This is a genomic window from Duncaniella dubosii, assembly GCF_004803915.1.
Taxonomy (GTDB): domain Bacteria; phylum Bacteroidota; class Bacteroidia; order Bacteroidales; family Muribaculaceae; genus Duncaniella; species Duncaniella dubosii.
In genome coordinates this window covers 3,273,669-3,290,289 of record NZ_CP039396.1, presented here as the reverse complement: position 1 = coordinate 3,290,289, position 16,621 = coordinate 3,273,669, and the positions used below count along the sequence as shown (strand labels likewise).

The 16,621-nt window shown below is 47.9% G+C and carries 7 protein-coding genes and 1 tRNA gene; 5 read left to right on the top strand and 3 right to left on the bottom strand.

Features of this window, described 5'->3' with window-relative positions:
- Positions 1-103 precede the first annotated feature (103 nt).
- The 3 genes from E7747_RS14545 to E7747_RS14535 all read right to left on the bottom strand — a co-directional run bounded on the left by E7747_RS14545 (position 104) and on the right by E7747_RS14535 (position 4,685).
- Positions 104-176, bottom strand: a tRNA-Lys gene (locus tag E7747_RS14545).
- A 581-nt stretch (positions 177-757) separates the two neighbouring features.
- Positions 758-1,840 carry a helix-turn-helix domain-containing protein gene (locus E7747_RS17310; protein WP_136416736.1) on the bottom strand — a complete coding sequence of 361 codons (1,083 nt, stop codon included), beginning with the start codon at positions 1,838-1,840 and terminating at the stop codon, positions 758-760.
- Positions 1,812-4,685, bottom strand: coding sequence for a sensor histidine kinase (locus tag E7747_RS14535; RefSeq protein WP_168185364.1), 2,874 nt, complete (start codon positions 4,683-4,685; stop codon positions 1,812-1,814). The genes E7747_RS17310 and E7747_RS14535 overlap by 29 nt, the downstream gene beginning before the upstream one ends.
- Positions 4,686-4,999: 314 nt before the next feature.
- Between E7747_RS14535 and E7747_RS14530 the strand changes: the two genes are divergently transcribed.
- The 5 genes from E7747_RS14530 to E7747_RS14510 all read left to right on the top strand — a co-directional run bounded on the left by E7747_RS14530 (position 5,000) and on the right by E7747_RS14510 (position 16,619).
- Entirely contained in the window at positions 5,000-6,595 is a 1,596-nt protein-coding gene (locus tag E7747_RS14530; RefSeq protein WP_123615247.1) for a glycoside hydrolase family 43 protein, read from the top strand.
- Between the two features lie 444 nt (positions 6,596-7,039).
- Positions 7,040-8,716, top strand: coding sequence for a glycoside hydrolase family 43 protein (locus E7747_RS14525; RefSeq protein WP_228449330.1), 1,677 nt, complete (start codon positions 7,040-7,042; stop codon positions 8,714-8,716).
- Positions 8,717-8,772: 56 nt separating this feature from the next.
- Positions 8,773-11,910 (top strand): SusC/RagA family TonB-linked outer membrane protein, encoded by a 3,138-nt coding sequence (locus tag E7747_RS14520; RefSeq protein WP_136416730.1) that lies wholly within the window; start codon positions 8,773-8,775, stop codon positions 11,908-11,910.
- A 14-nt stretch (positions 11,911-11,924) separates the two neighbouring features.
- Entirely contained in the window at positions 11,925-13,796 is a 1,872-nt protein-coding gene (locus E7747_RS14515) for a RagB/SusD family nutrient uptake outer membrane protein (protein ID WP_136416728.1), read from the top strand.
- 21 nt (positions 13,797-13,817) lie between these two features.
- On the top strand, positions 13,818-16,619 hold the full coding sequence (locus tag E7747_RS14510; protein WP_136416726.1) for a SusC/RagA family TonB-linked outer membrane protein: 2,802 nt from the start codon (positions 13,818-13,820) through the stop codon (positions 16,617-16,619).
- The last annotated feature ends 2 nt before the right edge of the window (positions 16,620-16,621 follow it).

The window sequence follows — 16,621 nt, the reverse complement described above, 5'->3', positions numbered from 1 at the left end:
CCACATCAGCGCAGCTCTTCATTTGGTGGACAATTTGTGGACAATCTTCAAAAATAAGAAAACCCAAACATCTGATATATAGATGTTTGGGTTTAATTTCAAGTGATCCGCCTGGGGCTCGAACCCAGGACCCCAACATTAAAAGTGTTGTGCTCTACCAGCTGAGCTAGCGAATCTTTTTGCTTTTTAGCGGGAGACTTGAAGTAGTTGCTTTTGCGACTCTTTCAAGTTGTTTTCCCTTGAAAAGCGATGCAAAGGTAGAGACTTTTTGTGAATCATGCAAATTTTTGGGTAATTATTTTTAATAAAAATGTATTTTTTTGATTTTGATAAAATTTAAATGGTTTAAAATTAGCTTTTAAGCTGAGTAATTATGCTTATTTTCAATATATTATGTGTTGATTGTTTTGCCGATTTATGTGTTTCATGTCCGTTTAAATGATCTGTTGAGGAAACACAGATGCTATAAGTTTCTGTAAATTAGATTGATAGTCTTTGTAGAGCATTTGAAAAGGCGTAATTCGATTGGTTTTGCTATGGTAGTGGCTGAAATTTTCGATAGACAGCAATAATATGATTCTTGGATATACCAATATAGAATTATGTCCGCTAAAGCTCATGGCTTAGAGAAAATATACGCAAAAACGGCCATATATTGACAATGGCCGTTTAAAGATGAATATTTTTATGATTTCTGAATGTAATTTTTTTCGTATGTCCACCGGTCAGTACATGATTGTAGGCAAGTCATAAACGGTTAGACTGTCTCTTTCGAATTTTTCTGGCGGTATTCGGTAGGGGATATTCCTGTGAAACGTTTGAAAGCAGTCGAGAAGTGTGGCTGTGACGAGAATCCTACACTATATGCTATCTGTGAAATGTCAACATCGGGTTGGTGCAGAAGTTCGCAGGCTTTGCGAAGACGAACATTCCGGATAAATTCGCTTGGTGTCAATCCGAAAAGCTCCTTCATTTTTCGGTTGAGATGCGCGCGACTTAGCCCAACTTCCTGACAGAGTTTTTCAACATTGAGGTTCGGGTCGTCGAGATGATTGTCGATCTCACTGACGATTTTATCAATAAGCATTTTGTCGTTGCCTTTGAGATCGGGCGTTTCAATCCTGCCTTCCTGTTGCTGCGTGCCGGAGAATTTTCCTTTCAGCCTCAGACGGTTGTCAATCAGATTGTCGACCATAGCCTGAAGTTCCTCCATGATAAACGGTTTGCCGATATATCCGTCAGCACCTTTATCCCAGCCGGCCATACGGTCGGTGACATCATTTTTCGAGCTTAGGAGTATGACAGGGATATGGTTTGTATCTACATTGCTTTTGAGGGTCTTCAATAGTGTGAGGCCATCCATGCAGGGCATCACGACATCTGATATTATGAGATCGGGCATTGACTCCATAATGCTCCTCATAGCTTCCTCTCCGTTGATTGCCTCTGTTACTTTCCCGAATCCAGAAAGAATGTCGTTGAGGAATGAGCGTATTTCAGCATCGTCATCGACAATTAGTATTTTTAATGACGAATTTTTAGAAGTTCTTTTTGATTCCGGCTGAAGGAGCGGAGCGGTCGGTGGCATGATATTACGTTCAGACTCTACTGATTCGATGTTGTCGTCTGATTCTTCGTTCTCCATGCTTCTGACAGGAATCCTGACTGTGAAGCAGCTGCCTTTGCGGTCCGTCCTGTTGGCCGCTGTGATTGTGCCGTTATGGAGTTCTACAAGCAATCGGCATAGGTCGAGTCCGATGCCGAACCCGAGAGGAATATCGCTTCGGTTGAATTTACCTTGATAGAAACGGTCAAACAGGCGGCTGATGTTTTTTTTCATCGAGACCGATGCCTGTGTCCGTTACCTTGACCTCCGCATAGTCCCCCATGCCCGTGTCTGAGCCGTGACCGACTGACACTGTTATTTCTCCACCTGCAGGGGTGTATTTTATGGCATTTGAAATCAGGTTGACCAATACCTTGTCGAAATTGTTGCGGTCAATCCATACCGTAAGGCTATCGAGAGTAGGGTCGGCGACCTCAAATTGAAGGTTCAGCCCCTTTTCTTCAGCCTGTGGCTTGAATATATCCACAAGTTCGCTTGTGAAACTGATAAACTCCGTTTCCGAATGCTTGATTTTCATTTTTCCCTTATCAATCTTGCGTATATCAAGCAGCTGGTTGATAAGGCCGAGAATCCTGTTGGCGTTGCGGTGTATTGCATTCAGATTTTTTGTGGTTTCCGGATCATGCTGTTTTTTCATGATTCGTTCGAGCGGGCTGAGAATCAGTGTCAGGGGCGAACGGATCTCATGTGATATATTGATGAAAAATTTAATTTTTTCTTCATTGTCGCGCTCTGTGTTCTTATGTTTTATCTCTCTCCATGCAAGTACTATAATAGAACAAAGAAGCAGAAGATAGACGAATCTGGCCACGAATGACAGATACCAAGGCGACGAGACAGAGATTGCCACAGTTCTTATATTGGAATACAGTCCGTTTTCGGCCGCTCTGATTTCGAGCCTGTAGTCACCGGTCTGGAAGTGGGGGAGGGCTATGACACTGCTGCCAGGAGAGGTTGATATCCAGTCATCGATAATGCCCGGAACGCGCCACTGAAACATAAGATTGTCGGTGTCACGGAAATCCTTGGTCGACATGCGTAAAACGAGAGAATTGTCACGGAATGACAGACGGATTCTTTCCGGGTCGGATTTTCCTTCAGGAAGAACCTTCTCGCCTGACGATGTAAGAGTGGCATTGTTTACTTTATTCCCATTGAGATATATCCCTGAGATAAAAATATCGTTTTCAAACATCGGCTTTTTTAGTTTTGCCGGTTCGAGGAGTGTGATGCCTTTCTCTCCACTGAACAGCAGTCTGTTGCCATCAGGAGAGATAGTGGCAGAGAAATAGTCGTTGTCCGACATATCGTTTTGGCCATAGAAGGGGGTGACATTGAAGTCGGTATCTACGCGATTGAGACCGCAGTGTGTGCCTACCCACGCATTGTTTTCGTTATCAAATACAATTGTCGAGACATAGATGTCAGACAATCCGTCGTTCGGCGTCAGCCGACGGTAGGAGTTGTCGTCAGGATTAATTATAAACAGTCCGTTGCTTGTCGCGTCCCATATCTTTCCATTGGCATCTTCCCTGATAGAGTTGTGTACGCCTTTTACCAATTGAGGATTGAGTTCTCCCAATGATGTATGGCGGTTTGTGGCGATGTCATATATGGCCAGTCCACCATACATTCCTATCCATATTCTGTCTTTCGAATCGCAGAAAAGTGAGGAAATCCATCTGTGTCTGGCATTTTTATTAGTGTCGTGTAGCCATTGGGCCTCTTTAGTGTCGGGGTTCACCTTGATGACACCTTCACCATGCACTCCGAGATAAATGTTTCCGGCATGGTCTTCGGTTATAGCCACTGCGATGTAATGGCCTTTGATATTAACCAGCTGACGGATGACACCGCTCACAGGATCAAGCTCATAGAGCCCATGATTATCAATACCGGCGTATATTTTATTTGTATCAGAAATGTGGAGTGAACTGATATCCCCCCCTAAATGCCATTTTTTCAGAAGGTTACCACTTTCATCGATTGAAATTAGCTCCCCGTTTTCAAGACCGACCCAAATGATATTCGAGTCGTGTGCCATTCCCACATTGGTTTTCCCTCCTGCATATTCCGGTAGGGCTCTGGCGATATTTACGAAATTAAACGGTATTTCTCTTTTCGGCACCATGATGATGCCCTGATAAGGACATCCAAGCCAGAGATTTCCCGATGACTCCTGATGGATTATCGATATGCGGCTTCGATCCATATTTACGATAGGATTATTCAGCTCTCTGTAAGGCTTGAGTTCCAGTGTGTGCTTTTCAAGTCGCAAAAGGCCGTCGCCCATAGTTCCGACCAATATGTTTCCATCCTCGTCAAGTTCGGCACAGTGGAGTTCCGGGTTCATTCCTTCAGGCATAGCTATTGGATGGAATATGTCATTCTTAGGATTCCATAGCCAGCATTTGCTTGTCGTCGCGACAAAAATATTCCCCTCGTCATTGCGCAAAAGTATCTGGATGTACGAGTCCGTTATATTATATGTCTTTGACTGCCCGTTGGGGGCTATCTTTATAATCTCACCATAGTGATTTCCTCCGACAAGTTCTCCTTTTTCTGTCTCACAAAGTGTATTGATTGTGCTTGTGTTTTCAATCTGCGACATATATTTGACCGCCACCGGGTCTCCTGAAGAGAAGTCAAGTATATGGAGTCCGACACCTGATACCATAAAAACAATGTTGTCGTCTGACAGTTGCCAGATGTCGAATACGTATCCCAACAGTTCACTGTTAGGCAGTGTGACCCGGCTGAAATCGTCGGTGTCCGGATTATAGAGATTAAGGCCCTCGCATGTCCCGATCCACAGTCTGTCGGATGAGTCGCGCAGGATGTTCAATATGCGGTTGTCGCTCAGCGACGTTTCGGAATTCTCGTCATGGAGATATTTGTCGAAATTATTACCGTCGAACCGCAAGAGGCCGTATTGAGTGCCAATCCACAGGTTTCCGTCCTTATCGACACAGAAACTGCTGTAGTTTGACGATACGATTTCTCTCGAATCAAAGAGGCGTGTGCTCTGGATTGCGTACGCATGGCGTACGGGTGCCATAATAAATAAGAATAGAATCAGAAGGCGGTTAAAAAGCTTCATGGTAGTATTGTCTTACTATATACAAAGGTACGTAAAATCTATATCTGACAAATTTTTTCAGACGTAAAAAACACTCGATGTTACAAATATGAACCAAAATAAGATAAATATGTACGATAATACACCAGTGTTTTATCTCGATGATATATTATAGAATATGATTTGTGGTTTTTTCTTGTAATTTTGCAATTGTTCAGAATCAGCGCGGACAGTGTCGCTGCCATAGAAAGGATAACAATTATAATCAATCAAAACGAAGATTTACCAACACCATGATCAGAACAGTCAGAAATACATTGCTTGCAATATTCGCGATGGGTTTCATATCACCGGTTGCCGGTGTGGAGGCTCATGATGGATTTTCCAATCCGGTTATCTGGGCCGATGTCCCCGATCCAGATGTCATACGCGTGGGTGATTATTTCTACATGGTGAGCACAACCATGCACCTCATGCCCGGTTGCCCGGTGATGAAATCAAAAGACCTTGTCAACTGGGAGACGGTAGGCTATGTATTCGACCGTCTGGAGGATTCTCCCCGCTACGATCTTGTCGACGGTACTGTCTACGGAAAGGGACAGTGGGCCACTTCGCTCCGTTATCATGACGGACGGTTCTACGTGCTTTTTTCTCCTAACGACGCGCCATATAAATCATATATATATTCTACGGAAAATCCGGCCGGGAAATGGGATCTTGTCAGCCGTACCGATCATTTCCATGATTCATCGCTTCTGTTTGATGATGATGGCCGTGTGTATGTGTTCTATGGCGGAGGTCAGATCCGTCTGCGGGAACTGAATCCCGACCTCTCAGGTGTGAAGGAAGGCGGAATCGACACGACTGTAATCTTTCCTGACGCGACGGAAACCGGACTTCATGAAGGGAGTCGCGTCGTGAAACATAACGGCAAGTATTATGCGCTGGTCATCTCATGGCCTGCCGGACAGCCACGCCGTCAGTTATGCTATCGTGCCGATAATATATGTGGACCATACGAAAAGAAAGTGATACTTGAATCTGAATTCGGAGGTTTTCCGTATGTCGGACAAGGTTGTATCGTTGATGATTCCGACGGCAGCTGGTGGGGGATGATATTTCAGGATCGCGGTGGTGTGGGTCGTGTCCTCACACTCAATCCATGCCGGTGGGTCGATGGCTGGCCTTTGCTTGGCGACGAAAACGGGAAAGTCCCTGATTTTATGCCTAAAAAAACTGTTTCGACTGAGTTTGCAGGGGTTGTGGCTGCCGATGAGTTCTCCGATGGAAAAAAATCGTTGCTATGGGAATGGAATCACAACCCTGTTGATTCGGCTTGGTCGCTTACGGCTCGTCCGGGGCATCTGCGCCTCTCGACATCGCGCGTTGTCGGCAATATTTTTGAAGCGCCAAACACTATTACGCAACGTATGGAAGGGCCTGTGTGTGAAGGCATCGTGAAGATGGATATTTCAAATATGAGGGATGGTGATGTCGCAGGTTTTGCGGCAATCAACGGCGATTCGGGTCTGCTGTCTGTGTTGCGGGAAGGTAACAACAGATGGCTGTCGGCCTCGGCATCGTCTGTCAGCCTCGGGGATAATCACGAAGTTGTCTCGGTCGATGACCGGGAGATGGAACGGGTCGCCCTGACTACCGATGATATCTATCTGAAGATAAATGCCGATTTTAACCCCGGACGCGATATAGCTACTTTCGCCTACAGCACCGACGGGCAGAACTGGACGCCGATCGGTTCGGAATTCAAGATGGTGTTTGACTACCGCCGATTCTTCATGGGCACACGTTTTGCAATCTACAACTACGCCACCGCTTCTGTCGGCGGACATGTTGATGTCGATTTTTTCAGATATACCAAGGGTGATTAATGCCTTTAGATAATATGACAATAGGTAAATAGGTATCATGAGCTATTTTAAAGGATTGTTTTTGGTTTTTGGAAGCACTTAGATTTCTTTATTCTTTTTTCACAATCAAAACAGGTTTTTTTCACGCCTTTAGTCTTAATTGATTAATAAGTTTCAACACACTTATCTGTCTATGGGAGTTGCGCGTCGAGCGTAGCTCCCTGTTTTTATAAATGATTGATAAATAGTATGTATAGCTGATTTTATGATTCAAATATTAACGAGAATGAGACATGGGCGGGTGCGTCATGTGATAAATATGAATCTCTTGGAGTCACCATGAAATGCCTGTCTTGTTGTAATCAGATAAATTTGCAATGTTTAACCATTTATTACAATCATTACCGAATCAAAACTAAGTTCATGAAAACAAAACTAACCTTAATGGCAGTTTCGGCAGGATTTATGGCGCTTTTCGGCAGTTGTGCGGCAACGTCGGGCAAGAGCATAGAACCACAGAAATCTGTAGCGATTTTTGACTCATTCACCTATGAGGGTAATGACGACTATTATGCAGCGAATCCACTTGCTGATGAAAGTTCGTTTTACAACCCGATTCTTCCCGGATGGTATTCCGATCCTACAATCTGTACCAATGGTGACGGTGACTATTTTCTCGCCACATCTACGTTCACCTATTTTCCCGGTGTTCCTCTGTTCCACAGTCGCGATCTTGTCAACTGGAAGCAGGTTGGTCACATTCTTTCGCGTCCTTCCCAGTTGCAGAACATGGAGAAGCAGCATGTCAGCGGTGGTATCTTCGCTCCAGATATTGCCTATAATCCGGCCAACAAGACCTACTACATGATTACGACAAATGTAGGTGCGGGAAACTTCTTTGTCAAGACTCAGGATCCGTTTGGCGAATGGTCTGATCCGATCATGCTTCCAGATGTACACGGCATAGATCCGGCATTCTTCTTTGACGAGGACGGTAAAGCCTATATCGTCAACAATGACGATGCGCCCGACGGCAATCCCGAATATCCCGGCCACCGCACGGTCCGCGTCGTTGAATTTGACACCGCTTCTGACAAATGTGTCGGTGAGCGCAAGATTGTAGTCAACAAAGGTTGCCGTCCTGAAGAAAAACCGATCTGGTGTGAAGGCCCGCATATATATAAGGTGAAAGGACAATATTATCTTATGACTGCAGAGGGTGGCACAAGCACATGGCACAGCGAGGTCATCTACCGCGGTCCCTCACCTTTCGGTCCGTTTACTCCGTGGGAAGGCAACCCGATTCTGACACAGCGCACTCTCGACAAATCACGTGAGAATCCGATTACATGTGCCGGACATGCAGACCTCGTTCAGACCAAGGAAGGTGACTGGTGGAGTGTGTTTCTCGCGTGTCGCCCTGTGAGCGGTGACATGGAAAACCTTGGCCGTGAAACTTTCATGATGCCTGTCAAATGGACTGATGACGGGTGGCCATACATGACACGTGAAGGCGAGACTGTACCAATGCAGTTGCGTCGCGACGGAGTGAAGCGTGAAGCAGATGTAACGTTCGGAAACTTTGCCCGGAGAGACGATTTCACTGATTCGATACTCGGCATGGACTGGATGACTCTGCGTGGAACAGCCGACGACCTTTATTCGCTTACACGCAATCCCGGCTATCTGACAATCAAGTGTGCGGACGTGACATCTGCTGAGAAGGCTGTGATTCCTTATATCGGACGCCGTATCCATCACCACAACTACGTTGCAACCACAAATGTGACTTTTGCTCCCGAACATGAAAAACAATGTGCGGGCATGCTTCTGATGAAGGATGAGACACACCAGTATTTCCTTGCAAAGACACGTGATGAAAACGGAAACAGTGTCGTGCTGCGCAAGATTATGGAAAACGGGCATGAAGACCTTGCATCTAAACCGATTGCCGACGACATCCATACCTTGAATCTGAAAGTCGAATCCAAAGGGCTCGAACTGAGCTTCTCATATTCCGCCGACGGAGGCAAGACATGGGAGGAAGTTGCTTCGGGCGTTGACGGCGGATTCACATCAACCGCAAAAGCCGGTGGCTTTACAGGTACTACCATCGGTCTATACGCATCCAACAGCATTTGACCTAAATTCACTACTGAGTGATAACCTATCAATTATATTACTTTAAATTAATAACAATGGAAAATGTAAAGAAACTATTTCGATGCATTTCACTCCTGATGCTCTTGGTCGGCTTCGGTCCGGCGTGGGCACATGCCGATACGGTCAGGGGTACGGTGGTTGACGATACAGGTGAACCACTAGTGGGGGTTTCAGTAATCCTCAAAGGCTCTTCACAAGGTGTGGCTACAGACATCGACGGTCTGTATTCACTCAATGTTCCCAACCTAAAGACCGCCGTTCTGGAATTTTCCTACGTCGGTATGGTTTCCCAGACCGTGAAAGTCAACGGCCGCAATGTCGTCGACGTTACACTCTTGACAGACACTGAGATGCTTGATGAAGTAGTTGTGGTCGGCTACGGTCAGCAGAAAAAAGCATCCGTGGTCGGCGCGATCACACAGACTACAGGCGAGACTCTCGAACGCGCCGGCGGTGTCAGCAATGTCGGTGCAGCCCTTACCGGTAATCTTCCGGGTGTCGTGACCTCTTCGTCGACGGGTATGCCCGGTGATGAAGACCCCCAGATTATCATCCGAAGCGCAAGTTCTTGGAATAATTCACAGCCTCTTGTGCTTGTCGATGGAATCGAGCGTCCGATGAGCTCGGTCGACATCAGTTCGGTCAAGACCATTTCCGTACTTAAAGACGCATCGGCTACCGCCGTCTATGGTGTGAAAGGTGCTAACGGCGTCATCCTTATCACCACCAAACGAGGTGAAGAGGGACGCGCCAAGATTTCTGTCGGAATGAACGTTACTGCCAAGGTGATTTCTAAACTTCCACAGACATTAGGCTCTGCCGATGCTATCCGTGTGCGCAACCGCGCTATCGAACGCGAGCTTGGACTCTATCCTGATTCATGGAGTGATATTTACCCCGAAGAGGTGATTCAGAAATATATCAATCCGGGTGACGAATGGGAGCGTTATGTCGACGTTGACTGGCAGAAAGAGCTCTTCAAGGATTATGCAATGGCCTACAATCCAAACATCAATGTGGCCGGCGGTACGAAGAACGTCAAATATTTCGCAGCTGTCGATTTCCTTCATGAAGGCGACCTTTTCCGCGAATGGGATAACGGACGCGGATATAAGTCGGGTTATGGTTACAACCGTGTGAATGTCCGCTCGAATCTTGACTTCCAGATTACTCCGACTACCGTTTTCAAGGTCAACCTTTTCGGTATGAACGGTGAGAAAAAGCGTCCGTGGAGCATGAATGACTCCGACTGGGGTACATCTCAGCTCTGGCAGGCAGCCTACAGCGCGCCTCACGACACATTCCTTCCCCGTTACTCCGACGGAACATGGGGCTACTATCCGATTGACACTCAGGGCTCGCCAAACTCTGTGACGAATCTTGCTCTGGCCGGTGCGGAGAAAGTGACCACCACGCGCATCAATACAGACTTCACTCTTGAACAGGATCTTAGCTTCCTTCTTAAAGGTCTCCGTGCATCGGCACTCGTGTCGTGGGACAATGTGTTCGTTGAGACCGGACGCGGTATCAATGACCTCTACAACTCTTATCAGCAGAAATGGATCAATCCACTCACCGGCGAGGTCACTTATTCACAGACCGGCGACACAAAGACCGGATTTGATTTCAATGAAGGCATCAAGTGGAACACTAACGGCGGTAAGGTCGACAATAACCAGACAGTACGAAACCTTTTCTATCAGGGGCAACTCTTCTGGTCAGGAAAATTCGGTGAAAACGAAGTCTCGGCTATGGGCGTGTTCAACCGCACCGAAAACACCTATGGCTCTGATTTTACAAACTATCGAGAGGACTGGGCCTTCCGTGCCACATATAACTATGCCGATAAGTATTTTGCCGAATACAACGGCGCTTACAACGGCTCGGAACGTTTTGGAAAGAAACACCGTTTCGCCTTCTTCAATTCAGGTGCAGTCGGCTGGATGATCTCGCAGGAAAATTTTATGAAATTTTCGCGCGGCTGGCTTGATTTGCTCAAGGTACGCTATTCTTATGGTGAGGTAGGCGATGACTATGTGCCCGCACGCTGGCTCTATGCCACTCAGATGGGCTACGGTCCGATCAACGACACAAACGGTCAGTCGTTCCAGGGCATCAACAAGCAGTTGGATTCCCCCTACGTATGGTTTTACGAGAAGGCTGTCGGCAACGCCGATGTCCATTGGGAAAAGGCCATCAAGCAGAACCTCGGTATCGACTACTCGTTCTTCAACCACCTTGCCGCCGGTAGCCTCGAATTTTTCCGCGACAAGCGTAGCGACATCCTCATTACGGGCAACAACCGCGCTGTCCCCAGCTATTATGGCACGACCGCTCCTACAGCCAACCTCGGACGCGTGCGCACTTCAGGTTTCGAGCTTGAACTCCGTCTCAACTACACTTTCGGAAACAATTTCCATCTCTGGGGTAACTTCAACATGACCCATGCCACCAACAAGGTGCTTTCATACGACGATCCTGAGCTTACTCCCGACTATCAGAAGAGCACCGGTTTTGCAATCGGTCAGGACCATGCCATCTATACAGCCGGCATTGCCAAAGACTGGAATGAAGTTATCGGCATGACACAGCACAACACCAATGACAATAACAAGTTGCCCGGACAGTTTATTTCCGTGGACTACAATGGCGACGGTGTCATCGATACAAATGACAATGCTCCTTACGGATATACCGGGGCTCCGCAAAACACCTATAACGCTACCATCGGTTTTGAATGGAAAGGCTTCTCTGCTTTTGTTCAGTTCTATGGTGTGACGAATGTCAGCCGCTATGTAGGGTTCACATCTCTGAACAATCACCTTAACACTGTTTTCGATGAGGGAGCTTTCTGGTCAGCCTCAAATCCTGACTCTGCAGTGCCGCTGCCACGCTGGAGTTCGACTCCGTCCTACTACGAAGGAACCCGCTATCACTACGACGGTTCATATATCCGTCTGAAGAACGCGGAAATCGCCTACACATGGACCGGCGGATGGGTAAAGAAGCTTGGCATGAGCATGTTCAAACTCTATCTCAACGGCAACAACCTCTGGCTCTGGTCGCGCATGCCCGATGACCGCGAATCGAACTTTGCAGGAACAGGTCTTGCCTCGCAGGGTGCTTATCCGACAGTGCGCCGTTTCAATCTTGGCTTTAAGTTTGACATCTAACCGACTGACTTATCATGAAAAAATATGTAACATATATAAAGGCAGCCTGTCTGAGTACGGCTCTTATGCTTGGTGCGACTGCTTGCTCCGATTATCTTGACAAATCGGAAGAATCAGACATCTCCGCTACCGAACCTTACAAGAATTTTACCAACTTCCAAGGTTTTGTGGAGCTGCTCTACAACAACATACCTCTTTTTGACAAAGGCTATTGGACCAACTCCTTCAACTGGGGTGACGACGAGATTATCAGCGCCAATGTCAACTATCACATGGTCTATAAGATTGATCAGGGTGACTTCTGGGGCTGGCAGTCGGAATTCGACGGCTGGGGCACTGGATGGCTCGACCGCGGAGCCTTCGACGCATATAAGAAGGACCGTTTCAACAAGGGTCTGTGGCCATGCGCATGGTGGGGCATCCGCCAGTGCAACATGGGTCTTGAGAACCTTGACCTACTCACCGATGCGACTTCTGAACAGAAGAAGGCCATTGAAGGCCAGCTCCTTTTCTTCCGCGGATGGTATCACTTCATGCTGATGCAATATTTCGGTGGTCTTCCATATATCGACGAGGTAATGAACGCCAACGGGCAGCTGACACGTCCGCGTCTCTCTTACCATGAATGCGCTGACAAGGCAGCAGCCGATTTCCGCCGTGCGGCCGATCTTCTTCCGATTGACTGGGACAAGACCTCGATCAGCGTCATAACCAACGGTAACAACCAGCGCCGTATCAATAAGGTGATGGCTCTCGCTTATTTAGGCAAGAACTATCTTTGGGCGGCTTCACCTCTCATGAATTATGAGTCGACGGGCTCTCGTGAGTATAACCGCGAGTATGCACAGAAGGCGGCCGACACCTTCGGAGAACTTCTTGATCTCGTGGAGAGAGGTGCGACACAGTATGAACTTGTCAGCTATGACAAGATAGGGGAGGTCTTCTACTCTTACGGACAGAATGGCCGTATGCCCGGTCTCACCGAAGTCATTTTCCGCGGGCCGGAGTGGGATCCTTGGCAGAACACACGCTATGGTCTCGCCCTCCAGTATGTCCCGACTCCTTATCACCCCGACGGTGGCGGCAATAACCTCAGCCCCTGTGCCAATTATGTCAACAACTACGGTATGGCCAACGGTCTTCCTCTTGACGACCCGCAGTCAGGCTGGGACAAGACCCATCCGTGGAAGGACCGCGATCCGCGTTTCTACAATGACATCGTGTTCGACGGTTGTCTGATTACAGACAATTACCAGAATCCTCTTCCCAATATCGAGCTGTTTACTTCGGGCGCTTCTCGCGACATCAACACAGCTTCGCGTACTGGCTATGCGCTCAAGAAGTTCCTTCATCCCACATGTAACCGCTACGATGACGGCTGGGGCTATTCACCTCAGTTCACAATCGGTCTCAGCTACCTCCGTCTCGCTGATGTCTATCTGATGTATGCGGAAGCTGTCGCTCAGGCCACCGGAACTCCTTCGGGTAAGGTATCTGCATGTCAGCTTTCAGCTCTTGATGCTGTCAACAAAATCCGTGAGCGTGCGGGCGTAGAAGGTGTGAATGCCAAATTTACAGGCAATCTTGATTCGTTCATGAGTGAGCTGCGCCGCGAGCGTGCGGTCGAGCTTTCCTACGAAGGCCATCGCTTCAACGATCTCCGCCGCTGGATGCTCATAGACAAACCTGAGTATGCCGACAAGACTTCGGTTGAATTTACCCGTAGCGGAGACTTTGATCCGGCTCATCCTGAAAACAATGCTGTCAGCGGTTATCATGAAGAAGTCATCGTCACACGCAGCTATACCGAGAAACACTACTGGATGCCTCTCAAGAAGTCTGACTGCAACATGTCGGCAGAGTTCAAGCAGAATCCCGGTTGGTAATAACCTTATAATTAAAATCTCATGAAACAGATATATAAAATTGTAACTATAGGAGCATTCGCGTTGCTGTCGGCCGGGATTTCGAAAGCCGACGAGCTTCTCGACTCCACAAAAGTCCACGTGGCTTTCCGCACGGTCGAGGATATGAATCTTCTTGGCGGTGTATCGGCTGTGGATGTAGAAAAACTGATGGAGAAAGACTATTCGACCTATAGTCTGTCTGACATGCAGGCGCTGGTCGGAGGTTACAACGGTCAGCTCTGGAATCAGGGAAATGCGCTTGTGCTTGTCGATGGTGTCCCTCGTGAGGCGACCAATATTCTTCCTTCTGAAATAGCCCAGATTACATTCCTGAAGAGCGCGCAGGCAGTGGTGCTCTACGGTAGCCGTGGCGCACACGGTGTCATCCTTATCACCACCAAGCGCGGCAACGAGAAAGGCCTTCAGGTGAGTGTCAGGGGCAATGCGCAGCTCTATGTTCCCAAGAGCTATCCTAAATATCTCGGTTCGGCAGAATATGCAACTCTCTACAATGAGGCGCTCGTCAACGACGGCATCGAGATTCCGGCCTTCTCGCAGGAGGATATCTATAATTATTCCGCCGGCACGAATCCGTTCAGATACCCCGACATAAACTTCTTCTCCGACGAATATCTAAAGAAGAACTATATGCGTTATGATGCGACTGCTGAGTTTCGCGGAGGTGGCAAGTATGCCAAATATTATGCCAACGTCGGCCTTTACAACAACTCAGACCTGATTAAATTCGGCGAGGGAAAGGACAATCACACGACACGCCTTCATGTGCGCGGTAACATTGACCTCAAGCTCAATGACTGGATCAGTGGCTGGGTCAACACAAGCGCATCATTCTATGATGACCGTAAGGACCGTTCGAATTTCTGGGCCGAGTCTGCGGTGTTACGTCCGACCAACCCCGGTGCTGATCCACTTGTGCCGCTGATTCCGATATCGGCGATTGATCCTTCCGACCAGAGTGCATGGGCCTACATCAACAACAGCAACTATATTGTCGACGGCAAATATCTGCTCGGAGGTACACAGCAATACGCCACCAATCCGTTTGCCGGGATGTATGCCGCCGGTCACAACACCTACACCAGCCGTCAGTTCCAGTTTGACCTTGGTCTTGACATTGACCTTGCACGTGTGCTCCCGGGTCTGTCGTTCCGCGCACAGTATGCTGTCGACTATGCAACATCTTACAATACCGCCATCATCAACGATTATGCGACATACAGAGCCACATGGGACAATGCACTTGGCTATGATATGATTTCGGGAATCACGAAATATAATCTTGACAAGAGTACAGCTACTCAGACAGTTTCCGACAGTAAGGATATCCAGACCATAGCATTCAATGCCAGTTTCAACTATAACCGTACCTTCGGTGATGCCCATAATTTCCATGCGATGCTTTTGGCTAACGGGTATCAGGTTTCGACATCCGGTGAGTATCATCGCGTCAGCAACGCGAACCTCGGTCTGAATCTGGAGTATGACTACATGAACAAGTATTATGCCCAGCTCAGCGGTGCGGCCATCCATTCGGCCAAGCTCGCACCGGGTCACCGCAATGCTTTCTCACCGACAGCCACTCTCGGATGGCGCATCTCGCAGGAAGACTGGCTGAGCGATGTCGACTGGCTCAACGACCTGAAGCTTACAGCATCCTACGGCGTTATCAATCAGGATATCGATATCGAGAAATACTATATGTATGCCGACATCTTCACCTCGACAGGAACTTGGTGGGGATGGAGCGAGACCAACAACTCGATGCAGACCACGGATTCGCAGCGCGGAGGAAACCCGGATCTCGGATTCGTGAAGCGCAAGGAATTCAATGCCGGTCTCAATACCGTCCTTTTCAACGGTCTCATTGGTATCAATGCCAACTTCTTTAACATTGATACCAATGACCAGCTTACCATTGCGTCAAGCACCTATCCAAACTATTTCCAGACCTATTGGCCTGTTTCCGACCTGCGTCCCTACATCAACTATAACAATCAGCGCCGCACAGGTTTCGACTTTGGTGTCAACATCGCTAAAGAGGTTGGTGATTTCGGCCTCGGTCTTGGTGTAAACGGCATGTATAACAAAACCAAGAATCTGCGGATCAATGAAACTGTCGAATATGACTGGCTCCGTCAGACCGGCGCTGCAGTCGATGCTCTCCGCGGTTATGAATGTCTCGGATTTTTTGCTGACGAGAACGATGTGGCCACTTCAGCAAAAATCAACAACAACACACGTCCCGGCGACCTCAAATATAAGGATCAGAACGGCGACGGTGTGATTGACTCGAAAGATCAGGTTGTCCTCGGCAAATGGGGCGCTCCTTTCTGCATGGGTGTCAACTTCACTGCAAAGTGGAAAAACTTCACTCTCTTCGTGGCCGGTACAGGTTCTTTCGGAGGCATGGGGGTCAAGAACGACACATATAACTGGGTTTACGGCGACCGTAAATATTCGGAAGTTGTCCGCGGACGCTGGACTCCTGAGACCGCTGCAACAGCCACATATCCGCGTCTGACAACCCAAGGTGGAGAACTCAACTTCGTGACATCCGATTTCTGGACATTTTCGACCGATGCCTTTTATCTTGACAAAGTACAGCTCACCTACGATCTTCCAAGCTCGCTTTTCCGCGACAAGTTCGTCAAGGGACTTCAGGTCTATGTCAACGGAAACTCACTCGCCACCATTTCCAAGGAACGCAAGCAGCTTGAAAGAGCTGTCGGGGCTGCTCCGCAGTGTCGCGTATACACCCTTGGCGTCAAAGTAGATTTCTAATC